Source organism: Paenibacillus sp. J22P90 (genome assembly GCF_059692195.1).
The window spans coordinates 149,849-173,203 of record NZ_JCAUAY010000006.1 but is presented as its reverse complement, the minus strand read 5'-3'; the positions used below and the strand labels follow the sequence as shown (position 1 = coordinate 173,203).

General features: G+C 49.1%; 21 protein-coding genes. 11 read left to right on the top strand and 10 right to left on the bottom strand.

Annotated features, from left to right (window positions below):
* The first annotated feature begins 110 nt into the window (after positions 1-110).
* Together AC58UX_RS20915 and AC58UX_RS20910 are read left to right on the top strand one after the other, a co-directional pair.
* Positions 111-764, top strand: a complete 654-nt coding sequence (locus AC58UX_RS20915; protein WP_497256243.1) for a glycosyltransferase — start codon at positions 111-113, stop codon at positions 762-764.
* Positions 765-911: 147 nt separating this feature from the next.
* Positions 912-1,499, top strand: coding sequence for a TVP38/TMEM64 family protein (locus AC58UX_RS20910; RefSeq protein ID WP_497256241.1), 588 nt, complete (start codon positions 912-914; stop codon positions 1,497-1,499).
* Positions 1,500-1,602: 103 nt separating this feature from the next.
* Here AC58UX_RS20910 and AC58UX_RS20905 read toward each other — a convergent pair whose 3' ends face one another.
* The 3 genes from AC58UX_RS20905 to AC58UX_RS20895 form a co-directional block, all read right to left on the bottom strand.
* Positions 1,603-2,715, bottom strand: coding sequence for an ATP-binding protein (locus AC58UX_RS20905; RefSeq protein WP_497256239.1), 1,113 nt, complete (start codon positions 2,713-2,715; stop codon positions 1,603-1,605).
* Between the two features lie 406 nt (positions 2,716-3,121).
* Positions 3,122-3,850: a DUF421 domain-containing protein gene (locus AC58UX_RS20900; RefSeq protein ID WP_497256237.1), complete on the bottom strand. Its 729-nt coding sequence runs from the start codon at positions 3,848-3,850 to the stop codon at positions 3,122-3,124.
* A 91-nt stretch (positions 3,851-3,941) separates the two neighbouring features.
* Positions 3,942-4,790, bottom strand: a complete 849-nt coding sequence (locus AC58UX_RS20895) for an SDR family oxidoreductase (protein ID WP_497256235.1) — start codon at positions 4,788-4,790, stop codon at positions 3,942-3,944.
* 51 nt (positions 4,791-4,841) lie between these two features.
* On the opposite strand from AC58UX_RS20895, the gene AC58UX_RS20890 reads away from it, so the two are divergent.
* Together AC58UX_RS20890 and AC58UX_RS20885 are read left to right on the top strand one after the other, a co-directional pair.
* A complete protein-coding gene (locus tag AC58UX_RS20890; RefSeq protein ID WP_497256595.1) occupies positions 4,842-5,228 on the top strand; it encodes an AbrB/MazE/SpoVT family DNA-binding domain-containing protein in 387 nt (128 codons plus the stop codon).
* Positions 5,225-5,560: a type II toxin-antitoxin system PemK/MazF family toxin gene (locus tag AC58UX_RS20885; RefSeq protein ID WP_497256233.1), complete on the top strand. Its 336-nt coding sequence runs from the start codon at positions 5,225-5,227 to the stop codon at positions 5,558-5,560. Before AC58UX_RS20890 ends, AC58UX_RS20885 begins: the two co-directional genes overlap by 4 nt.
* A gap of 106 nt (positions 5,561-5,666) precedes the next feature.
* Here AC58UX_RS20885 and AC58UX_RS20880 read toward each other — a convergent pair whose 3' ends face one another.
* Together AC58UX_RS20880 and AC58UX_RS20875 are read right to left on the bottom strand one after the other, a co-directional pair.
* Positions 5,667-6,167, bottom strand: coding sequence for a DinB family protein (locus tag AC58UX_RS20880; protein ID WP_497256231.1), 501 nt, complete (start codon positions 6,165-6,167; stop codon positions 5,667-5,669).
* Between the two features lie 83 nt (positions 6,168-6,250).
* Positions 6,251-7,192 (bottom strand): helix-turn-helix transcriptional regulator, encoded by a 942-nt coding sequence (locus AC58UX_RS20875; protein WP_497256229.1) that lies wholly within the window; start codon positions 7,190-7,192, stop codon positions 6,251-6,253.
* A gap of 160 nt (positions 7,193-7,352) precedes the next feature.
* Between AC58UX_RS20875 and AC58UX_RS20870 the strand changes: the two genes are divergently transcribed.
* A complete protein-coding gene (locus AC58UX_RS20870; protein ID WP_497256227.1) occupies positions 7,353-8,210 on the top strand; it encodes a YybI family spore inner coat protein in 858 nt (285 codons plus the stop codon).
* Positions 8,211-8,296: 86 nt separating this feature from the next.
* Here AC58UX_RS20870 and AC58UX_RS20865 read toward each other — a convergent pair whose 3' ends face one another.
* The gene (locus AC58UX_RS20865) at positions 8,297-9,526 is read right to left on the bottom strand and encodes an aminopeptidase (protein WP_497256225.1); all 1,230 of its coding nucleotides are present in this window, start codon (positions 9,524-9,526) and stop codon (positions 8,297-8,299) included.
* Between the two features lie 84 nt (positions 9,527-9,610).
* Here AC58UX_RS20865 and AC58UX_RS20860 point away from each other — a divergent pair, with 84 nt between their 5' ends.
* From AC58UX_RS20860 to AC58UX_RS20840, 5 genes are all read left to right on the top strand, one after another.
* Positions 9,611-11,290 (top strand): glutamine--tRNA ligase/YqeY domain fusion protein, encoded by a 1,680-nt coding sequence (locus AC58UX_RS20860; RefSeq protein ID WP_497256223.1) that lies wholly within the window; start codon positions 9,611-9,613, stop codon positions 11,288-11,290.
* Positions 11,291-11,712: 422 nt separating this feature from the next.
* Positions 11,713-12,417, top strand: coding sequence for a response regulator transcription factor (locus AC58UX_RS20855; RefSeq protein ID WP_497256221.1), 705 nt, complete (start codon positions 11,713-11,715; stop codon positions 12,415-12,417).
* Positions 12,411-13,829: a sensor histidine kinase gene (locus AC58UX_RS20850; RefSeq protein WP_497256219.1), complete on the top strand. Its 1,419-nt coding sequence runs from the start codon at positions 12,411-12,413 to the stop codon at positions 13,827-13,829. Before AC58UX_RS20855 ends, AC58UX_RS20850 begins: the two co-directional genes overlap by 7 nt.
* A 69-nt stretch (positions 13,830-13,898) precedes the next feature.
* The gene (locus AC58UX_RS20845) at positions 13,899-14,474 is read left to right on the top strand and encodes a hypothetical protein (RefSeq protein ID WP_497256217.1); all 576 of its coding nucleotides are present in this window, start codon (positions 13,899-13,901) and stop codon (positions 14,472-14,474) included.
* A gap of 152 nt (positions 14,475-14,626) precedes the next feature.
* Positions 14,627-15,661, top strand: coding sequence for a potassium channel family protein (locus AC58UX_RS20840; protein WP_497256215.1), 1,035 nt, complete (start codon positions 14,627-14,629; stop codon positions 15,659-15,661).
* 54 nt (positions 15,662-15,715) lie between these two features.
* On the opposite strand, the gene AC58UX_RS20835 is transcribed toward AC58UX_RS20840, so the two are convergent.
* From AC58UX_RS20835 to AC58UX_RS20820, 4 genes are all read right to left on the bottom strand, one after another.
* Positions 15,716-16,171 (bottom strand): hypothetical protein, encoded by a 456-nt coding sequence (locus AC58UX_RS20835; protein WP_497256213.1) that lies wholly within the window; start codon positions 16,169-16,171, stop codon positions 15,716-15,718.
* A gap of 193 nt (positions 16,172-16,364) precedes the next feature.
* Positions 16,365-18,194, bottom strand: a complete 1,830-nt coding sequence (locus AC58UX_RS20830; protein ID WP_497256211.1) for an ABC transporter substrate-binding protein — start codon at positions 18,192-18,194, stop codon at positions 16,365-16,367.
* Between the two features lie 123 nt (positions 18,195-18,317).
* Complete coding sequence (locus AC58UX_RS20825; protein WP_497256209.1) at positions 18,318-19,826, bottom strand: ABC transporter permease; 1,509 nt, start codon at positions 19,824-19,826, stop codon at positions 18,318-18,320.
* 12 nt (positions 19,827-19,838) lie between these two features.
* On the bottom strand, positions 19,839-21,281 hold the full coding sequence (locus AC58UX_RS20820; RefSeq protein ID WP_497256207.1) for an ABC transporter permease: 1,443 nt from the start codon (positions 21,279-21,281) through the stop codon (positions 19,839-19,841).
* A gap of 228 nt (positions 21,282-21,509) precedes the next feature.
* Between AC58UX_RS20820 and AC58UX_RS20815 the strand changes: the two genes are divergently transcribed.
* A complete protein-coding gene (locus AC58UX_RS20815) occupies positions 21,510-23,243 on the top strand; it encodes an ABC transporter ATP-binding protein (protein ID WP_497256205.1) in 1,734 nt (577 codons plus the stop codon).
* Positions 23,244-23,355 lie beyond the last annotated feature (112 nt).

Below are 23,355 nucleotides of genomic sequence, written 5' to 3'. Positions count from 1 at the left end.
GCCACTCGCTGGGGTCTTTTTGTTTACAGGAGAAGGCTGGGGCATAAAATTAAGGAATTGGCTCAAAATAAACCATGTCCGAGAATTGCTGACAGAGGAGAAGATACATTTTGAAACGAAAAATCGTAATATCAATGCTACTGTTAACCATGGTGCTCTCCTTCACTTTTATGCCGTTGGGTGCGCATGCCGCTGGGAAAGAACCTGGTTCTGCGCTGTGTATGAACTCTTCGAAGGTGAAGCTGAAGCAAGACATGAGGAAACTTTGGGTTGATCATGTGAGCTGGACGAGAAGCTACATCATCAGCGCCATTGCAGGGCTAGAGGATCAGAAGGATGTTTTGGATAGGCTGCTGAAGAATCAACAGGACATCGGTGACGCTGTGAAGCCTTTTTATGGTGAAGCGGCGGGGAATAAGCTGGCTGAGCTGTTGAGGGAGCACATCCAATTAGCTGGAGGGGTCATAGACGCGGCCAAAGCCGGCAATCAAGCCGATCTAGCCAAATTTAACAAAGAGTGGTACCGGAATGCGGATGATATCGCTAAATTTTTAAGCGCTGCTAACCCGAACTGGTCACAAAAGGAACAGCAGGACATGCTGTATGCCCACTTGCAGTTTGTTACCGATCAAGTTACGGCTAGACTGAAAAAGGATTGGAAAGCTGATATTCTTGCCTACGATAAAGGTGAGGATCATATGATGATGTATGCCGATCTATTGTCGGACGGGATTATCAAGCAGTTCCCGGATAAGTTCAAATGAGTTCGTAACCCAAGCTGATACTGGATGGACGATCCGGTGTCAGCTTCTTTGTGCTTAACGGTGCGCAGGTCGGGGGGAGCATGCTATAATCGTGCCATATGAACGAGAGGAGAGAAAGGCTGAATTCAGTAGGCTTTTCACACGCGTATGGATATTCAAGAGCTCTTATCTTATTTTACGGAAGAGAATCTGATGCTGATTTTGGACAAGTACCGCTCATTTGGTCCACTGCCAGGATTACTGCTTCCTTTTATGAAATCCTTCATTCCACCGCTCCCAACACTGGTGATCATTAGCGTGAACGCGACCGTTTATGGGCTGTGGCTTGGCTTTCTCTACTCGTGGATCGGCATTGTGTGCGGTTGTTTGGTGACGTTTGCGATTGTGAAGAAGGTGGCAGCTCACCCATATCTCGTGCGCTGGTCGCAGAAGCCGAAAGTCCAAAAAAGCCTCAACTGGGCGCGCCGTCAAGCGTTTAATTATGTCTTTATCCTGAGTTTATTTCCTCTGGGGCCCTTCGTGGTCATTAATATGGCGGCGGGGCTGGTGCGAATGCGTTTTCGATCATTCCTCGTGGCGGTTGCAGCAGGGAAAGCGGTGATGGTCATGTCCGTTAGCTTTATTGGCTATGATTTGAAGCGGTTTGTGAACAATCCATATGAGCTTATTTATGTGGCTTTATTCATTTGTATTTCAATGGTGATTAGTAAAAAAGTAGAGAAGCGGTTTATGTGAGGGTAAATGATGACCCCGCCTTGCAGCAATAGATAACGGTTCCCAATTCGTGGGGCGCGCTGTCTTGGCTAAGGCGGGGTCTTTTTTTAGTATTGAGGCAAAATTAGTTGAAATCACTCCACACGTTGAACGTTAAATTAGGATAGGATGCTGCAAGCTCGGCTGCTTGTTGTTGAATGAGACTAAGGTCAAACGACGGACTGAAAATGGATCGATCCGGCAAAAAGGTAACACTAGTCCCGGTCTCCATCGTTACACCCACAGTATGGACTTCGCTCTGAGGAATGCCATGCTTATAGTGCTGCTGATAAACGCGTTCATCCCGCTTAATCGTGACCGAAAGCTTAAGGGAGAGTGCATTGACGACCGGCATGCTGATGCCTTTTTCACTGCCTGGGACGAGGAACTGGGCACTTCCGCGAAGGTGGTTCATATCCGTCAGAATAGACTGAACACGAGGCAATTCTACACCAGGTAAAGCCTGAACCGGAATGCCGCGGCCATTATCCGAGACCGTCACACTGCCATCTTCATGCAAAATGAGACTTACCTGCGTACACGTGCCATGCTGGTGCTCTAAAAGGCTGTTCTCCACGACTGCCCAAAGCAGTAGGTGGGGGTTGTAAGCATCATTAGCGCCGCCTAAATAGTCGGGAGCATTCGTCCGCACCTCCGTCATCGCGATGTAATCGGTGGTGTCCATGAGATCGGAAGCAGCCGCCAACAATAATAAAAGAGGAAGTACGCGATGGCCCGGTATCGCATACGTTCCGCCGCGCTCTTCTTGCACGAGCAAATCCGCACCAACCAACGCTTTCATATGATGATACAGCTGCCCCGTCGTGCCCATATTCAATCGTTCCACAAGCTCAGGCCCCGTAAGCGGCTCTTGTAACACTAATCGCAAAATATCCAAACGCTGCTTATGCGCAAGCGCTCCTAGCACTTTGGCTGATTTTTCTCCATCCAGTTGAAGCAAGGCACGGACGTCTTTGTCCTGCGGCTCCCAGCGGTAGCCTGCTTGTTCTCCCCGATATTGCCCGGCGTAAAATAAACGGCCTAGCTCACCGGAAGCGGGGGTCTCCTGGTTCTGTGCAAAAATAGGAGACTGCTCTTGCGCATCTCGTTGGAGTAATTGCTGGACCAGCTGTCCTAGTTGGTTCATCTGTACCTTTAAAGCATCTAGCTCGATGCCATAATCCCGTGTTGTGGTCAAAAGGATCACCTCTTATAAATTATTTAATTACGTAATTACATAATAACATAATAGGGTTGTCTGATGGAAGGGGGGAGAAGCGGAACGAGGGAGAAATGGCAGAGATTTGACAGAGAAATGACTGAGGAATCACAGTTGAGTTAAAATAACTGGATTTTACGTAGTTAAATTAGCTGATAACGCTACATTTTGTGGATTAAATGGAAAAAGTACAGTTGATTCTGCCTATTGGGCCCGAAATTTGGCAGTTTGGTGGAAATAGATGGAGGTTTTCCATCTAGATCACTGAAATGGCCATAAACGAGGAAAATAGCTGTATGAAATCCAGTTAAAGTGTTTGGCGTGCGACCCTCGACCCTCGACCCTCGACCCTCAACCCCAACCCGTAAAAAAGACGAACCAACGCTTACAGCGCTTGTTCGTCTTGAGGTGTGTCCAGTCCCTCGTACACACGGAACTGATTTTGATCGTCAATGGTTGCGAGCACGACCTGCTCGAGTTCAACCTTTGCAGCGTGGAGCTGCGCTTCCAGCCATGCGAGGTCTTTCCCTTGCTGCGCGAGCAGCTTTTTATCATAGGCCCCTTGTATAATGATCGGCTTCACGAGGGAAAAGGGATCGCTTGGGATAGCCATGTCTTTGGTGGTCACGCCCTGATGCTGCGGCTCCAGGAAGACGGAGACCATTCCCCCAGGCTCCCACAAAGCGAGCGCCACTTTGTTGATATCTTCGATTTGCTGCTTGCGCAGCTCGGAGAAGAGGTGGTCGACGGAAATTTTGGCTTTGCGCAGGCCTCGCATTCGGATTTGCCCGTGCTCAATAAGCGTCAAAGGTGCCGGTTCAAAGAGATGCTTGAGGAAGTTCCATTTTAGACTGAGCCAAGAAGTAAAAAGATACAGCACAACGAGCGCAAGGGTCGTGATCATGGAGCCTATTAGACCCAAGTGCTCGTCAGAGAGCGGGTGAGCCATGATGTTGCCTAGGATGAGTGCGATGACGAAATCGAGAAAGCGCAGCTGGGAGATGGAGCGTTGTCCTAATGCTTTGGCGGTAATCAACAGGAAAAAGTAACCTACAACGGCACGCAGAATCCACTGCATGGTCGTTAGCGATTCTTGACTGTGGAAGAAGTCCAAGGGTCGTCACACTCCGAAAATAAGGTAAATGCTCCCTATAACGTACCCTTATAATAGATGAGCTATCCGTAATTTCCGCGTGATCGTGCGTTTATGTAGTCGCGAGTCCAACCTGCTCCTCGCTCCAAGCCCAGAGCTGACGAGCTAGCGTATCGTCTTTGGCTCGGGCAGAGACAGGCGCGATTTTCCGCCTGTAGAAGTACTCGCCGCTGACCGTTTGCACATCCGGGCTCGTAGCCAAAAACACCGCCGTATCCGCGCCCTGCGCCGGCGTCAAGAAAAACGGCCGCAGCATCGCATGCACGGCCTTTCCAAATCCGGTGTCGCGATCGACACCGATGTTCGTGGCCACGGCTCCCGGATGGAGCGAGTTGGCCGTGGCTGTAGTGCCAGCGAGCCGCTTCGCGAGCTCGCGGGTATACAAGATATTCGCCAGCTTCGACTGGGCGTATCCGTTCCAAACCCTGAACCCTCGCTGCAGGTGAGGGTTCGTCCAATCGATGCGCCCGATTTTGTGGGCGCCGGAGGAAACATTGACGATCCGCCCCTGCGGAGCGCGGAGGATGGCCTCCAGCAGAAGCTGGGTCAGCAGGAAGTGGCCGAGATGGTTGACACCCATCATAGCTTCGAAGCCATCTGCTGTGGTTTGCCGCTTCACGGTGACGACGCCCGCGTTGTTCACGAGCACATCCAGCACGGCGTGCTTGGCAAGAAACGCCGCCGCAAAAGCCCGAATGCTCGCCAGCGAGCCGAGGTCGCACAGCATCAGTTCGATGTGTGCGGAGCCGCTCTGACGGCGCGCTTCCGCGAGCGCTTGCTCGCCGCGCTCGCGGCTGCGGCAGAGCATAATGACCGTGGCACCTTGCTTTGCCAGCGCCACGGTCGTGGCGAGACCCATGCCGGAGTTGGCTCCGGTGACGAGAGCTATTTTATTTTGCATGAAGGATCGCCTCCTTTTTCTTCCAGTATAACGGATGAGACGAATCCAAGCATGAATTTCTGTGGGATGACTGGTATCAAAATCCATATTTATGTATATCTTATGTATATACAATTAAAAGGAGGAGCGATATACTTGGATTATAAAAAGGGAAAGGACGCGATCCTGATGACAACTGCAACGCTCAGTAAATGGGGGAATAGTAGTGCAGTCCGTATTCCAAACCAAGTATTAAAGCATCTTAACCTAGAAGAAGGCGCTGAACTTCAAATCAGTGTAACAGCTGATAACGAAATATTGCTTCGTCCTATGAAAAAGCAACAAGAAACGAATGAGGAGCTGCGAGCGCATTTAAAAGTGCTTCTATCCAAAATAAAACCAGATTCGCCTCGCCATGAAGAAATTGATCTCGGTATTGAAGGAGACGAACTGATTTGACCACTCCAGCACGCGGTGACTTGGTCTGGTTAGATTTTGACCCACAAGCTGGTCGAGAACAAGCAGGCCGTCGTCCCGCAATTATATTATCTGATGTAGATTTTAATGATCTGACAGGATTTGCGCTTGTGTGTCCAATTACTAACCAAGCGAAAGATTATGCTTTCGAAGTCATTCTTCCGGACGGCCTCCCCTTCACGGGGGTTGTTTTAACTGACCAAATGAAGAGTTTAGATGTAAAAAAACGTAAGATAAAAATCGTAGGAAGTGTCCCTGTTGACTCTGACTGTATGAGAGAGATATTGCGGAATACACGGGCCATTCTAGCGTAAAAAAAGAGTTGTCCCACAAGTCCACGAGTATCGAGGATTTGTGGAGACGACTCTTTTCGTTTATATGCGGAACTAAGCTCCGTTTCGAAGGTGTTCCCTTGACCTTTTATACCAACGGCTGCATACCCATTGCAACCCAGCTATCCTTCGTCGGTCCGTAAATGTCGGGCACGCGCAGGCCAGCTTGGCGCATCAGGACGACCATCTCTCCACGGTGATGGATTTCATGCGAAATGAGGACGCGCAGCGTCAGCCCATTAGGCCACTGATCGCCATACATGTCGCTAGTTTCGGTCAGCTTCGCGTCAGTCCATTGCGACTGGACTGCTGCAAGGGCTGCAGCAACGGAGGAGCGGTACGTGTCGGCAATGGTTTGGGCAGAAGCGGGCGCATGCTCTTCTCCTTCAGGTGCGGTGAACGTCAGTCCCGTGCGAGATAGCATTTCGTGAACCGTTGTGGCGATGTGCCAAGCGATTTGTCCGAGGGAGCGAAGTTCAGGTGTGATTTTCTGAGAAAGCGAAGCATCTGTCAACGTATCCAGTACAAGCTGGGTAGATTGGGCTTCTCTAGTGTATTCTGTTACGAAATCTTCAATCGTTTTAGACAACGGGATGGTCCTCCTCAAATTGGTTGGCTGATGTTGCACACTTCATATTCTTAGTATAGACAACTATTGCTGACAACAATATGTCAGTGAGTCGAATAGAGGGCAACTATTTTTTCGGCCTTCTCTTTGACCGCAGCTGCGATATGTGCAGGCTCTAAAATGCGAAGGCTTGGGCCATAGCTGAGCAGCATGCCATGCAGCCAAGGTTCATCGGGCTGCGTAGCTCTCACCATTAAAGTTCCGTCTGGCTGCAGGGTCACTTGCTCAGGACGGAAGTAGTCTTCGATCTGCGCCCGGACATTCGGTTGTGCGTGCAGCACGAGCGTAATCAGGGTAGAGGGGTCTCTTTTGCCCCAACGATAATCAAGCTGCTCCAGCGTTTCTTGTTTGCGTTCGAACGTTTGACAAAGCACATCGACGTTCTGCATACGTGATAATCGAAAAACTCGGAAATCCTCACGCAGCAAGCAGTACCCATACAAATACCATACAAAGCCTTTAACCACGATGCCCATAGGCTCAACGCTTCGTACAGATGATTCACTTTGGGAGGAAAGATAAGCAAAAGAAACAAGCTTTGTCTCCTTAATAGCGGTGCGGAGTGCTGCTAGGTGCTCGTTATTTTGATGGCTGTTTTGCCATGGATTCATATCGAGGATGAGCTGGTTGCCCAGCTGCGCTGCAGCGGGTTGTTCGGATTTCGCTACTAACGCGCCGACTTTATCCAACAAATGGCTGATTTCCTGCTCGCCCACGGTTGTGCGGATCCCTTTGAGCCCGATGATGATGGCATGCAGCTCTTCCAGCGATAAAAATTGACGATCGAGCCGATATTGATCCATGATTTCGTAGCCACCGCTGAGACCGGCATAGGAAACAACAGGGATTCCAGCTTGGTTAATGGCTTCTACATCCCGATATATGGTGCGCAAGGACACCTCAAAACGGTCGGCAAGCTCCTTGGCACTAATGCGCCGCCGATTGAGCAGCAGCATCGTGATGGCGAGTAGACGATCTATTTTCAAATCAAGCACCTCATGGATTGTAGTCGTGTTCTTTACTTAGTTCGATTGTGCGGATGAAAATCCTTTATGATACACAAGGTTAGACGCTCCGTCCCGCATACCTTATGGAAAAATTTGAAATAATATACTGAATTCAATTCCATGATGGGAAGTGCGAAGTATGTCTCGGTTTAGAAAAAGCTTCACAATCGCGCTGCACACCGCAGCACTTAGTCTAGTTATGGGCGGCGGTTTAGCCCTCAGTGGATCGGCAGAGGCCCACACGCTAACGATGCCTCCCCCTTCAACTCAACAAACCCCTCAGGGCGGGCAGGGTCAGCTCATCCAAACGCGTGAGATCGATGTCACAGGCGATGGCAAATTCGAAATGGTGTCCCTCGTAGGCTTAAAAGCGGACCCGAATAGTCCGTATTATGACAAGCTGTTTATCTCTGTAGTCGGGGAAGGGCAGGCTCAGGTGGTCATTCCGCTGGAGGGCGGGTATAACCCGAGGATGGATTTTTGTGATTTTATCCACGACAAGCTGCCTCAAATCTATGTGACCTCTGACACAGGCGGCAGCGGCGGATTTACCTCGAATCACATTTATTCGCTGAAAAATAACGTTCCCACTGAGATTCCAATGCCGGAACCTCTGCATGTGAAAACCACCTTTAAGAACAACTATAAGGTGAAGATGAAAATCGAGGAGACCGGCAAATCCTTCACTCTTGATATTGCGGATCGCAAGGAAGCTTACGAGCAATTTGGAATTTACAACCAAGGGAAGCTTGTGAAGCCCATCATTGTGAATGTCGATGCGTACAGCTTGCTGAAGCCTGTCGATGTGGATCGGGATGGCTTTTGTGAGTTGAAGGGTGTTCAGCGCATCACAGGTATCGCCAATGCCGATACTCTCGGCTATGTTACTTCATTATGGAATTGGCATAAGGGCAAATGGAAACTGAAAAAAGCAGCTATCGTTCAAACCTTGCAGACCAGCATGATACGTCCGCCAGGTCCGGAAGACGAGGATTAATGTGAAAAGACCGCACTTACAAGGAGCGAACTCCAAGCAGGTGCGGTCTTTGTACGTTGTGCTGTGGACTTTCGAGCGTCAGAGCCTTAAGCCCAGTTTCCATTACGGAATAGCGGCTCGCGCGTACCGTCTTCCTGAATCCCGTCAATCGCCATATCCTTGGACCCGATCATGAAATCCACGTGGATTAAGCTTTTGTTATAGCCATTTGCTTCAAGCTCCTCAGCCGTCATGGCCGTTCCGCCCTCAATCGTGAATGGGTAGGAATTACCGAGTGCGACGTGACAGGAAGCATTTTCGTCAAATAGTGTGTTGTAGTAGATGAGGCCTGACTGTGAAATCGGCGAGTCATAAGGCACGAGTGCAACCTCACCCAAATAACGAGCGCCTTCATCCATATTCAGCATGTTGTTCAGCACTTCTTGACCGACTTCTGCTGTCGCTTCGACGACGCGGCCATCCTTGAAGGTTAGGGTGAAGCCATCAATCAATGAGCCTTGGTAGCTTAGAGGCAGGGTACTGCGCACGGTACCGTTCGTACCGTTACGAGCTGGCATCGTGAACACCTCTTCGGTCGGAATGTTCGGCACGAAGAAAATACCCTTTTCAGACTCGCTGCCTGCGGCAACCCATTGGTGTTTTTGTGCAAGCTCTATGTACAGGTCAGTTCCCGGTGCTTGGAAATGCAGCTGTTTGAACTTCTTGTCGTTGAGCAGGTTCTGCTTTGCCGTCAAGGTACCGATATGTTCTTTCCATGCTGTCACAGGATCGGCTAGATCAGCGCGCGTCAGTTTGAAAATTTGTTCCCACAGCTTCTGAATTCGCTCGGCCTCGCCTAAATCTGGGAATACCTTCGCTGACCATTCGGACGTTGGGTAAGAAACCATCAGCCAGTTGACTTTATTGCTGCGTGTATAGTTCAAGTAGCCTGCTCGAGCCGTTGCTGCTGCTTTGCTGGACATAGCGACACGAGCTGGATCAATGTCTTTGAGCAAATCTGAGTTGGGCGCATAAATGGAGAGGAACGCTGCACCCTCTTTTGCCATCTCTTCCATCCCGTTTGCGCGCCATGCCGGGTAGGTCCGAAGGGTATCTTCGGGTGCATGCTTCAGTCGAAGCGCCTTCACGACATCGTCATCCCAGTCCACGACGACATCCTTAGCGCCAGCGTCATAAGCCTTCTGCGCCAGCTTTCGAACGAAATCCGCACACGCAATTGGTGTTGAGATGACGACCGTTTGATCCTTTTGTACATTTAACCCGACGCGGATTGCAAGCTCCGCATATTGATCTAAATAATGCTCGAATGATTCCATCTCATTGGCTCCTTTATATTTGAGTACCATTTAGTGTATGATAGAAAATAAAACTTTAACCCGTGGGAGAAAGGCTGGGCACATATGGAAACGAAAAACGCTGAAGCTAACGCAAGCGCAATATCAAATTTCATTAAGAACATTGTAAACGAAGATTTGAAATCAGGCAAAGTCAGTCAGGTCGTGACCCGATTTCCCCCGGAGCCGAACGGTTACCTTCATATAGGACATGCAAAGGCGATATGCACGAACTTTGAAATTGCGGATGATTTCAATGGGTTGACGAACCTTCGATTTGATGACACGAATCCTGTCAAAGAAGATGTTGAATATGTGGAGTCCATTAAACAAGACGTAGAATGGCTCGGTTTTAAATGGGACGGGCTTTTCTTTGCTTCGGACTATTTTGAAGAGATGTATAGCAGAGCTCTAGTCTTGATTCGCAAAGGACTTGCTTATGTAGATGACCAATCGGCGGATCAAATACGTGAGACTCGCGGTACGCTGACACAAGGAGGAACAAACAGTCCATATCGTGAACGCACGATCGAGGAGAATTTGTCCCTATTTGAACGTATGCGTGCTGGTGAATTCAAGGACGGCGAGCGTGTGCTGCGCGCGAAAATTGATATGTCGTCGCCGAATATTAACCTTAGAGACCCTGTTATCTACCGTATTCTTCACGCGCATCACCATAACACGGGAGATGCATGGTGCATCTATCCGATGTATACGTACGCTCATCCGCTGGAAGATGCGATCGAAGGTATAACGCACTCGCTCTGCTCGAGTGAGTTCGAGGATCAACGGCCGTTCTACGACTGGGTCATTCGTGAGTGCGAGATGCCGAATGTGCCGAGACAATATGAGTTCGCTCGTATCTCCCTAATGAATACCGTTACGAGCAAAAGAAAGCTGAAACAACTCGTCGACGAGAAAGTTGTTGACGGTTGGGACGACCCGCGAATGCCGACCATATCGGGTCTGCGTCGTAGAGGCTTAACGGCTGAGTCGATTCGCAATTTTGTCCGTGAGCTCGGTGTATCCAAAGGCGGCGGAGGCAGTGTTGTTGACACTCGCATGCTCGATCACTTCATCCGCGAGGATTTGAAGCTGAAGGCGCTGCGCACGATGGGCGTGCTGAATCCGCTCAAAGTTGTCATCACCAACTATCCTGAGGATCAAGTGGAGATGTTGGAAGCAGAGAACAATTCCGAGAACCCGGAAATGGGCAATCGCATGATTCCGTTCTCTCGCGAGATCTACATTGAGCAAGACGACTTCATGGAAAATCCACCGGCGAAGTATTTCCGCTTATTTCCCGGCAACGAAGTGCGTTTGAAAAACGCCTATTTCATCAAGTGCAACGACTTCATCAAGGATGCCGATGGCAACGTTGTTGAGCTGCACTGCACCTATGATGTTGAGACGAAAAGCGGCAGCGGCTTCACTGGCCGTAAAGTCAAAGGCACCATCCACTGGGTGGATGCGAAAAGCGCTGTACCAGCGGAGTTCCGCCTGTACGAGCCATTGATCTTGGACGATGAAGAAGGCGAAGAAGAGACGTCGTTCTTGGATAAAGTGAACCCGAACTCTTTGCAAATCGTGCAAGGCTTCGTCGAAGACAACATGAAGAGCGTGAGCCCTCATGACAAGTTCCAGTTCTTCCGCCACGGTTACTTCAACGTGGATCCGAAGTACACAACACCGGATCATCTCGTGTTTAACTTGATCGTTTCATTGAAAAGCTCGTTCGTCATGTAACGAACGGATTGTTGGAACCCCCTAGCGGATGCTAGGGGGTTTTTGTTCGTCTCATGCCTCGCAAATAAGTGGCGCGATATATCCAGCCCCACATAATCAGCAAAAGTGCAAAAGTGCAACCTTTAAGGGGATTATGTGCGAAAAAGGGCAGGAAAGATGCAAATAGGCAACTATTTTAGGCGAAATGACCCGAAATCGGTGTATGTATAGGAAAAGGGTGTATTTTTGCAAGTATTCAAGATTATGTAGGAGATTCGAGGGGAAAGGTTGTATATTTGCACTTTTGATAACGAACGGACCACTAGGATAGGAGGATAGCTTCAGCATTTCGCGAATAACTTGGGCATAGCAAGAAATAATTCCTTCACAATTATCCACTAAAATAAGGGTGACTGTCCTAAAAATGAGGAGTGTGGCCTCGCGTGACAACGATTTTAGTCGTAGATGACGATCTGAACATATGTAAAATCACAAAGCTGTACCTGGAAAAGAACGGCTACGAGGTATCGACCGCGAACGACGGCGAGCAAGCGATTGAAAGGTTCAAGGAGCTGCAGCCGGATTTCATCGTGCTGGATATTATGCTGCCGAAGCGCGACGGTTGGTCGGTTTGTCAGCATATTCGCGCACAGAGCGATGTGCCGATTCTCATGCTAACCGCGAGAGGCCACGTGGATGAGCGCGTAGATGGCCTGCGGATGGGAGCAGACGACTATCTGGTGAAGCCTTTTGACCCGAATGAGCTGGTTGCACGGGTAACGTCGATATTACGCCGAACGGTGCTGCGCACGAAAGTCGTGCCGGCGGCGCATATCTATGAGAGCGGCAGTTTGCGCGTGGATAGCTTGGGGCATGAGGTGACCGTTGAAGGGCAGGTAGTGTCGCTTCCGAAAAAGGAGTACGAGCTGCTGCTGTTTTTCGTACGCAATCCGAATCAGGTGTTCACCCGCGAGGATCTAATCGCCAAAATTTGGGGATGGGATTTCGACGGCGAGGATCGTGTGGTTGATTTGTACATTAAACGATTAAGGCAGAAGCTATCGGCGCTCACGGAGCGAAAAGAGGACTGGAGTATCCGCACGGTATGGGGTGTCGGGTATAAGTTTGAGGGGCCTGGTGCATGCTGAATTCCTTTTATAGCAAGCTATTATTTATCTACATATCCATTACACTGGTGTCGATTCTAGCGATTTCGAGCACGATCGGCTACACGATGAAGCAGAAGACGTATGAACGGAGTGAGAAGCTTCTCCTGGAAAAGGTGGAGCAGGTAGAGGAGCTAGCGAAGGATTTATTCGATAATTCGACGGTTCAAAAGGATTTCCGCAAGCAAATTAATACCCTAGAGCGCACGTCGAATGTGCGTGTTTCTGTGATTCGGCATCCGCGAGCTGCCTTGGATAAAATTCAGACCGTAGGCGAGGCCCCCGCGAAATTCGGTTGGGTGGAGAAGGTGCTCGCCGGCAATCCGGTGACAGTGAAGAGCAATTTTACCTCGAACAGCACGGTTAAAATGCTGATTGTCGGACGTCCTGTCCTACAGGACAGTCGAGTGGTTGGGGCGATTTTCCTCTATACGCCAATCGTAAACATTCAAGGTACGATCAATGAGATTAATCGCACGATTTATGCAACAGCATTCGTTGTGGCCCTCTTGGCGATTGCGGTCTTGTATTTTGTTTCACGGCATTTTGTGAAGCCGATTCAACAGATGAGCAAGACCGCGGAGGCGCTGGCGCTTGGTGACTTTGGTGGCAGAGTGCCCGTGCGGGGAAAAGATGAAATTGCCTCGCTATCAGGTTCCCTAAACAGAATGGCTGGCAAGCTGCAAAAGATCGAAGAAGGCCGCAAGCGATTCCTCTCTGAAATTTCACACGAGCTGCGAACGCCGCTGACGACGATTCGAGCCTCTCTGCAGGGTATTACGGATGGCGTCGTAGAGCCGGAGGATGCGAAGGAATTCATCGATATCTCCCTCCAGGAGACACTTCGATTGAGTCATCTGGTGGATGATTTGCTGGAGCTGTCTTCGTTTGAAGAGAAGCAGGTGAAGTTGACGATACAAGCTGTTGATATCCCAGAATTGATTGGGCTTGTAGTAACACAGTTGAAGATGAAGGCGAAAGGCAAAGGCATTGACCTCAGCACCGATGTGGAGGGAGCGTATACTGTGCAGGCGGATGCCGACCGGCTAAGGCAGGTGTTTATTAACTTACTGGACAATGCGATTAACCACATTCCAGAAGGCTCCCAAGCGGGAATCCGAGTGAAGGCGTTCCGACAGGAGCGTTGGATCGAGGTGTGGGATCATGGGCAGGGCATCGCGCCGGAGAAGTTGCCGTATCTGTTCGATCGGTTCTACAAAGCGGATGAAAGTCGCAACCGTGCGGGCGCTGGGCTCGGTTTGACGATTTGTAAACATATCATCGAAGCGCATGGCGGTTCGATTCGCGCAGAATCACAGCTGGGGGCTGGGACGGTTTTTAAAATCTTTTTGCCTATCGGAACGAAGTCTTCGCACGACAAACTTATGACATAACTATGCGATAAGATAGGTTTTGTAAGGGATAAGTAACCAACCCTATAAACGAATCGAGGAGTGATTCACATGATGAGAAAATTAGCAGGTATCGTGATAGCAGGGGCGATTGTATGCTCCATTCCAGCAGCGGCGTTCGCTGAAGGTGTACAAGGAGATGCAGCAGCGTCCTCGACCACGAAATTTCATCCCATGAAGCAACTTTTACTAGAAAAAGCGCAGGCTTTTGGCATAGCGACGGATGGAAAAACGAACAAAGAGATCAAGGCAGAGCTGAAAACAACTGCTACGGCTAAGCATACCGAGAAGTTGAATGCTGCGGCAGCGAAATTGGGAATCTCCACAAATGGCAAGACAGCTGAGCAGCTCAAAACGGAAATTAAAGCGGCTGTTGCCGTGAAACTGCAAGCGAAAGCCACTAAGCTGGGTGTAAGCGCAGACGGGCTGACGAATAAGGAGCTCAAAGCAGCTTTGAAAGCGGCCAAAAAAGCGAAGAAAGCAGCGAAAGAGGCGAAGGTATCCGAAGCTGTGAACAAGAGAGCGGCTAAATTAGGCATCGCCACGGCCGGTAAAACAACCGAGCAGATTTATGCCGATATCGAAAGTGCCTTGCAAGCCAAGTGGGCGAAAAAAGCGGCGAAATAATAAAATGAAGGAAACCCTGGTGCCATCCAACTTGGCGCTGGGGTTTTTCGCATCCAGACACTTAGTGCTGCGCTCATATATAAGCGTTACGAATGATGTGCTACAATGAGAGTATTGGTAAATGTTAGGCGGATGACAGTAAGGAGGTTACCATGCTTTTTTTCTCGAAATTCCTTTTGCGCCTGATCCGGTGGAATAATCTCTTTGTTTTCGGCTTAGCGGTTGTGTTCATTCTGGGCAGCTCCTTGTTAGCGTATGAACTTGAGCCGAGCACGTTCGAGACCCGATTTAACGGCTTGTGGTGGGTCATGACGACGGTTACGACCGTGGGCTATGGCGACTTTTATCCACATACAGTTGCAGGCAAATGCTTAGGTATCGTGGTCTACATTTTCGGAATTGGACTTATTTCTATTACGATTAGTAAGGTCGTGGACGCCTTATTTGTGTACCAGCGCATGAAGGAGGAAGGGAAATTGAAGTTTGTGGGAACGAACCATTTTGTCATTATTGATTGGAGCCAGCACGCTGAGAACGCGATTAACGAAATTTTGAACTCAGACCCTCTCGTCGAGATTGTACTTATAGATACATTGGAAAAATCGCCCATTCAGCATGACCGAGTCCATTATGTCTTGGGCAACCCGCAGCTCGTGGCGACACTCGAAATGGCGAATACGTCGAAAGCAAGAGCGGTGTTCATCTTTGCTGATGAAGTGACGCAGTACCAGAACACGATTCGAGACCCGGCCTTCGTCGACGGCAAAACTTTACTGGTCGCCACGACTGTCGAACGCAACTATAACCATGTGTACACGATTGTGGAGATTCGCGATAAGAACAACTTGCCTAACTTCCAGCACATTCGCATTGATGAGTTCATCTTCGGCAGTGAGACCATTTCCCAGCTCGCGGTGCGCTCAGCGTTCAATCCAGGCAGCTCTAAGATCCTTACACAGCTGCTGACGCGTACGCCGAGTGGTGAGGACCTCTATGAGATCCCCTCGCAGGCGAAGTGGGTGACGTTCCATGATGCTTTTCAGGATTTGCTGCAAAAGGGGGCCACACTCATTTCAGATGGCGAGCATCTGAATATTAACAAAAGGCTCCACGAGAAGATTCCGCAGGGAGCCCGATTATTCGTCATTTGTGATAAGGAAACGTATGGACGGTTGACGGGAAAATAGAGAAAGAGCCAAGAGGTTGTTAACCCTCTTGGCTCTTTTGGCGTTGTAAAGTGTTTAACCTCGGACGAGAGGCTCGATGATGTAGGTTGATTTCGCTTCGGAAGATGCAGCATCCGCGCCGCGCACGACCCACCCATAAGAAAGGACGGCTGTCAGGCGGCTATGCTCTTCCGCTGAAAGCTTTGCGACGACAGATTCTTGACCGGGTTCTAGGATCAATTCGGGCTCCTGTCCGAACACGAGGCCTATCCAGCCGGAGATACCGCGAATGGTATTGTATTTGATCTGGTAACCGTGACGCACGGCTTGCTCAAACGCCTCAGGATCGCTGCTCGCGAGCTCTGTTAAGCGCGTATAGTCGAATTGGAACTTGCTGTCGTCAACGGGAAGTTCGCCATTCTGGACGCGCTGAAGCAGCTCGTCTGCGGACCAACCTTGGGAGCTGAGCGATTCCAGGGTGAGGGCATCCCATTGGGACAGTTTAACACGGTTTGTTTCGGGAGTTGGCATCTTTGATCGCTCCTATTCTAGGCGTGTGGCTTTGGTATGAAAGAGACTGCCCAATCGTCACATCGACGATGAGCAGTCTTTAGCAAAATATCAGAATTTATAAGTTTCACTTCATAATTATGCTGAATTTCTAGATAAACGCTTCCGTCCAAGAAGGACGGAATAGCCGTTTATTTCGTGTTCAGCGGTAGTTTTACTTGCTGGATTTATATTTGTTCAAGAAGTCTTTCACTTTCGCAGCGTCTGCTTTAACTTCTAGCCCTGTTTTAACAAGCGGGCTTAAAGTCGAGATCGCTTTGAATTTGTTGTTTTTGTAGTAAGCAAGGAACTCATCTTGATTGATGGAGTGAAGCACAGCTTTTCTCAAGTCAGCGCTTTTCGCGATGTCGCGGTTCTTCGTGTTGAACAACAGATAAGAAACTGCGTTACTAGGCATTGTTTGAAGCTGAAGCTTCGTATCCGCTTTGACAACATCGAACTTCACTTCGGACACGCCGTAGTACAAGTGAATCTCACCGCTTCTAAGCGCGGACAGGGATGCTTCAGCATCTTTGATGAAACGGATTTTGATAGAGTCGACTTTCGGCTCGTACTTCGTACCCTTCATGTAGCCTGGGTTTTTGTAGAAGACAGCTTCATAGTCATTTTTGTAAGAAAGAATGTAAGGGCCGCTTGTAGCCAACGTATTGTTGTATTTAGCACCCTCAGTAATCGTTGCTTGATCGCCGTAAGCGACGTCTTTGTTTACGTCATATTTCGCTACATCGTACGTGTTAATGCTTTCGACTTGCTTCTTGGAAACAATACCAGCGGATTGATGCGCCAAATAGTTCAATACTTGCGGGAATGGCTCTGTCGTTGTCAACTTGACAACTTGGTATTTACCTTCTTTATTGCTCACTTTTGTTTTATCAGAAACAAGGGAAGCAATTTTGGATCCAAGACCTTTTTCTAAGCCAGCTTTAATCGTGTCGGAGCTGCCAGAGATCTTAACGGAATCTAGTACGGCAGGGTCTGTCACAAGCTCAACGTTTTTAATATGTTCATGAAGCGTAAATGTGCGGTGATTTGGTACTGAGTTTTTGTTCTTAGCACGGTTCAACGAGAAGATAACATCTTCTGCGCCAACGCGTTCGCCAGAATCAGCAGCTAGCTTGTTCTTGATTTGTGCAAAGTTGATATCGTCACGAAGTACGAAGTAGTAGTCGGAATTGCCTTCAGCAATCGCGAAGTTATGCGATAGGGAGCCTTCAGCCGTAAGCTTATCATCGTCTGTCAAGTTAAGTAGACGTACGTACATGTTCGTGTTGATAATATTGATCGAACCATCGTTACCTTTGATCGGATCAAGAGATGTCAAGGAAGGAAGCGTGGATTGCAAAATGATCGGATCCTTCGCGCGTTTAGCGGCATCTTTAAAGTCCAATTCTTCCCACGGAAGGGAACGTGACTTCGAGAGACGTACAGACTCTTTTTTCAGAACATCTTGATTAAATGCTTGTGATTTAAGGGAGTTATATAGTGGTGCGATATAAGCCTTGTCTAGCACTAATTTTTGCTCGAATTGCTTGTATGTTTCTGTGTACTTCTCTGGTGTTTGGGATGCTGCTAGATCAACCAGTTTGTCGATTTCTGGATCGGACATGATGCTGTAGTCGCCGCCTGTTTTGAACAGGGAACGTACCGCATAGTCTGGGTTACCAGTAACCGTCGTCCAGCTGGACAGGGCCGCGTCGAAGTTGCCTGCATCTTGTTGAGCTTTGAACGTACCGTAATCCGGTTGAATGTTCAGCTTGACGTTAAAACCATTCTTTGTGAGCTGGTCACGAACGATGTTCAGGTCCGTTTCGTTTGCGCTCATACCCAATAGTTCGATATCAACCGGGGTAGTGTTGACGACTGCTGTTCCTGCTGATGCGGATGGTGTTGCAGCAGCTTCGTCTTTGGTTTTGACATTGCATCCGCTTAGCATCATAGAGACACCGAGGATGACAGGGATGACAACTTTGCTTTTCTTAATCATTGTTTTTGACCCTCCTAATAAAGTTAAGTGTATGAACGCACATTCATTCCATATCCTTCTGTGTATTTGTAACGTAAAGAATTCATGGAGTAAGAATGAAGATTCCAAAAAGATATTAATTGCTTAATCCAGCTTGGGATCAAGCGCATCGCGAAGTCCGTCTCCAAGGAAGTTGAAGGACAGAACCAACCCAATGATAGCTAAGCCAGGATAGATGGCTGTGTAGGAATGGGTCTCAAGGTAGGAGCTTCCGACCTTCAGAATATTCCCCCACTCAGGAATATGCGGCTCGACGCCGAGCCCAAGGTAGCTTAAGCTGCTCGTCGAGATGATGGCCCCGCCGACGGTCAACGTAGACTTCACAATCATCGGTGCGATGGAGTTCGGTACGATGTGTCTGAGCAGAATGATCAGATCGCCTGCCCCGAAAGCGCGTGCCGCCTGTACGTACTCAAGTGTAGAGACAAGCATCACGTTGGCTCTCATGGTACGCGCATAAGTAGGGATGGCCCCAATGCTCAGCGCAAGAATAAGATTGACGGTGTTGGCGCCGAATGCTGCGATGATAGCGATAGCTAGCAGAATGCCAGGAATCGCGTACAAAATATCAAGCGCACGCATGACGATATTGTCTGTATTGCGTCCGTAGTAACCGGATATTGCTCCGAGGGAGCCCCCGATGATCACGGGAATCAACGTCGAGAGAATACCGACGAAGAGTGAGATCCGTGCACCGAATACAATCCGAGAGAACAAGCAGCGGCCAAAGTTGTCCGTACCCAGCGGGTAAGTAAGACTTGGCGATTGTAGAATAGCACTGTAATTATTGTCGATCGCCAATCCATAGTCGAATGTTAAGTAGCTGCACAAGGAGATGGCTATTAGGAAACCGATGAACCATAGTCCCAGCATAGAAGTGGTGCTGCGAGACAACCGGTCAACAACCTCATTTAATTTGGAACCGGTAGAACCTTCTCTGGTTTGGAGCTTGGACATTAATAGGATGCTGAGCGCCAGAGCGAACACATTGCCCGTTACTGCAGTTGCAAGTAACAGGATTGCTACGATCCATAACCATTTAGGCAGCAGCCGTTCATCCGCATATCGGGAGACGAGAAACAGGCTAAGCAATTGAATGACTCCCGCGATGAGAATGAGAGCCATACCGGGTATGAATAAGTTGGATACGTAGGGCTTAAAGACGTTTAATGCCGAGACGGCGAACACGAACAAGGTAGTCAGCAATGCGTAAACCGAGAGTGTGTAGGCTGCGCTCTTTTTACGCTTGATAAGCTGGAAGGCTGCCGTAGCGACGAAGATATTCGCGGTCAGCAAGCTGATCAAAAGCACGTAGCCTATCCAACGAGTAGAGCGACGTATCGCGCCTTGCTGGAGCAAATCTCTGCGGATCAAGGCCATTGTTCCAAGTTGGAGCAGAGCGAAGACCACGTACGCGATAAAGGCAGCGAACACAGCTGAGTTCACAGCTAAATGTGCGCCTTTAAAGCTGTTGATGAACAGTACCAAAGCCAAGATCAAGGAGGCGACGCCGGCAAAGCTCGCTTGTCCGTACTCGGAGCTGGTATGTAATCTGAAATGAATATCCTGTTTAGTAAGAATCGGTTTGGTCACGTTGGTCACCTGCTAGTATTGTTTCATTTTGGAACGAATTCTTGGATCGAAAAACGCGTACAAAATGTCGATGATAACATTCACAATAGAGATCGTAATAGCGGTATAGACGACGCCGCCCATGATTGCGGGAATGTCGGGGATAAACTGCTTGTCCACGATATAACTACCGATCCCGTTAATATTGAAAACCTTCTCCGTAACCGCAGCGCCACCGAGCATCGCACCGAACTGTAATCCGATAACCGTAATAATCGGGATCAATGCATTGCCCACAGCGTGCTTCCATAGCACTTGTCTGCGGGATAACCCTTTGGCCCGTGCTGTCGTAATGTAATCCTCATGGATGACCTCCAGAGTAGAAGAGCGCGTCATCCGAGCGACTGCGGCCGTGAGTCCTGTGCCTAAAACGACTATTGGCATGATCATCGTCAAGGCATTTTGCGGATTATAGGTAGCGGGCAGCCAATGCAGCTTAATCGAAAAATTCAAGATGAGCACGAGCCCTTGCCAAAAGTTAGGGATCGATAGTCCAATTAGAGCAATGAGCATGAACGTATAGTCAAAAAAGGAATTCGGCCGCGTAGCGGATATTAACCCGATTGGCAAGGCGATCAAAACCGCTACGATCGTTGAAATGACAGTAAGCGTAAGCGTCACGGGAAACTTCGCAGCGATGGAGGTAGTAACCACTTCGTTACCTGCGAAGGACTTGCCCAGATCGAAGGTTAGAATACCGCGGAACGTCTCCCAAAGCTGAACTAGATAAGGCTGATCGAGTCCGTAAAGCTGGTTGAACTTAGCAATCTGCTCGGCTGTTGCCGTTTCGCCAATGATATTGGCAGCAGGATTCATAGGTGACAGATACAGAATGGTGAAGACGAGAAAGGCAACACCGAAAATGACGAAAACGGTCATCACGAGCCGCTCCGTGATATATTTGAGATAGGCGTTGCTATAAATGTACATGAGTGGGTACATGAGAATGCCGAGAATAACGGATATTACCAGGAAAGCAGGCTGCCGGATCAGTTGAGTGAACGTTTCGGCGTAGGTGACCTGCAACTTGCCGTCCCCATTCTGCTGCGCATCAAGATGACTCAATAGCGCCTCTCTGAATTTAATCGCTGTAAGCCGATTAGCTTCGTGAACCAGCTTTTCCGGTGTGACGGTTTGACCAAAAAACTGGTGCTTGCGTACAAGCTGGTCCTTCGTCTCCTTGAACAGTCGATCTCGATAACCGGAGGACGTCCATTGCTGTTCTAGCTTGTCCAGCGCAACCTTGTGCATACTATGCTTCTTGTTGTACAAGTAGACAAAATAGATGATGACATGCAAGGGAGCTCCCACTAACAGTAGCAAAAAGCGATAAGTAGGATGCAATAGCATTTTGGAAAAGATATTCCCGAGTCGATCGACTAGTGGGGATTCGATAGCTGCAGTGTGCCCGGTCAAGTTCGTATGCTCCTTTTGTCGGTCAGTTTTTATATTGCATTATTCCGATCGATATAGTAGATTTTAAGAGTGGTAGCTGAAAATGTCAACAATGGTCGAAAAATAGTTTATAATATCTGAATTATATATTTTTTTTATAGTTGCGATTCGATTAGCTTATATTTTAACATGTATTTACGAATGATAGTAACTTTCTTTTCAAGTATATCCCAATCCAAAGGTGATCATATGACATCCATTTTAGAAGTGAAGCAATTATCAGTCTCTTTCTACGCGCGCGATAAGGAAGTTGAAGCGGTTCGAAATGTAAGCTTTTCGGTTCGGGAGGGCGAGACGCTGGGCATCGTAGGGGAGTCCGGCAGCGGGAAAAGCGTTACGGCTCGTACGATTATGCGGTTATTGCCGTCTCCTCCCTCGATGGTGAAGGGGGGACAAGTCCTTTTCCAAGGCCAAAACTTAGCGGACAAGTCTGATTTGGAGATGGAACAGATTCGCGGTCGCGATATCGGGATGATCTTTCAAGATCCGATGTCCTCACTGAATCCGACCATGCGCATTGGCCGGCAGATTGAGGAGAGTCTGATCAAGCATAGAGGGCTTGGCAAGGAAGAAGCGCAGCGGGAAGCGATTGAGATGCTGAAGTTAGTCGGTATTCCTTTTCCAGAAGCACGCTATTATCAGTATCCCCATGAGTTTTCCGGCGGTATGCGTCAACGGGTCATGATTGCCATCGCGCTCGCTTGCCGGCCGTCGCTGCTTATTGCGGATGAGCCGACCACATCCCTTGACGTAACGATTCAGGCACAGATTCTGAACCAGATGAAGGTCATTCAGCAAAAACTGGGCACATCCATCATTTTGATTACCCATGATCTAGGTGTCGTAGCGGGCATGTGTGACCGAGTCGTGGTCATGAAGGACGGCGAAGTTGTAGAGACGGGGACGACGGAGGAAATTTTCTCTGCACCGAAGCATCCTTACACGGTACGTCTACTGAACGCGCTGCCACGGCTTGATGAGAAAAAGAAGCCGAAGCTGGTCTCAGCAGTCAGCCGTTCGGCAGATGACCGTCCATTGCTAGAGGTGCGGTCGCTTAGACAGCATTTTAATCTGGGCAAGGGCCAGATCATCAAAGCGGTCAACGATATCTCCTTCGATATCCGTGCAGGGGAGACGCTTGGCGTTGTTGGAGAATCAGGTTGCGGCAAGTCCACCACAGGTCGGACGATCTTGCGTTTGAACGAAGCGACAGGTGGAGAAGTGCTGTACAAGGGCATCTCGCTGAATCGCTTAACCCGCAAGGAAATGAAGACGATGCGACGCCACATGCAGATGATCTTCCAGGATCCGTATGCCTCCTTGAATCCGCGCATGCGCGTTGCCGACATCATCGGCGAGGCACTGGATCTCCATCACATGACGAGCAGTAAGGGCGAGCGGCAGCATAGGATCGAGGAGCTGCTTGAGATGGTTGGTCTCAGCGCATCTCACGCGATGCGCTACCCGCATGAGTTCTCCGGCGGGCAGCGGCAGCGGATCGGCATCGCTCGAACACTGGCGGTAGAGCCGGAGTTTATCGTCTGCGATGAGCCGCTTTCGGCCTTGGACGTGTCCATTCAAGCACAAATCGTTAAGCTGTTAGAAGAGTTACAGCAGAGGCTGGGTCTGACGTACCTTTTTATCGCGCACGACCTTTCGATGGTCAAGCATATCAGCGACCGTGTGGCGGTGATGTACAAGGGCAAAATCGTCGAGTTGGCGGAGAGCGAAGAGCTGTATGCCAACCCGATGCACGCATATACCAAGTCGCTGCTGGCGGCGATTCCGGTTCCTGATCCGGCGGTGGAGTCTCGTAAGGCTTTTGTACCGCTGATCGATTCCTCAGTACAAGATCCATATGGGCTGGAGCGGTCGCGGTTTGTTGAAGTGACGCCGGGACATTGGCTGGCTGTTAATGAATAAGAGAGGAAAGCGTGTCCCTTCCAGAGGAAGAGGCGCGCTTTTTCGGTTTTGTGGACAAAATGTTATGATAGAAGAACAAAGTACTCAGGAATACATGTAGATAAAGCGATGG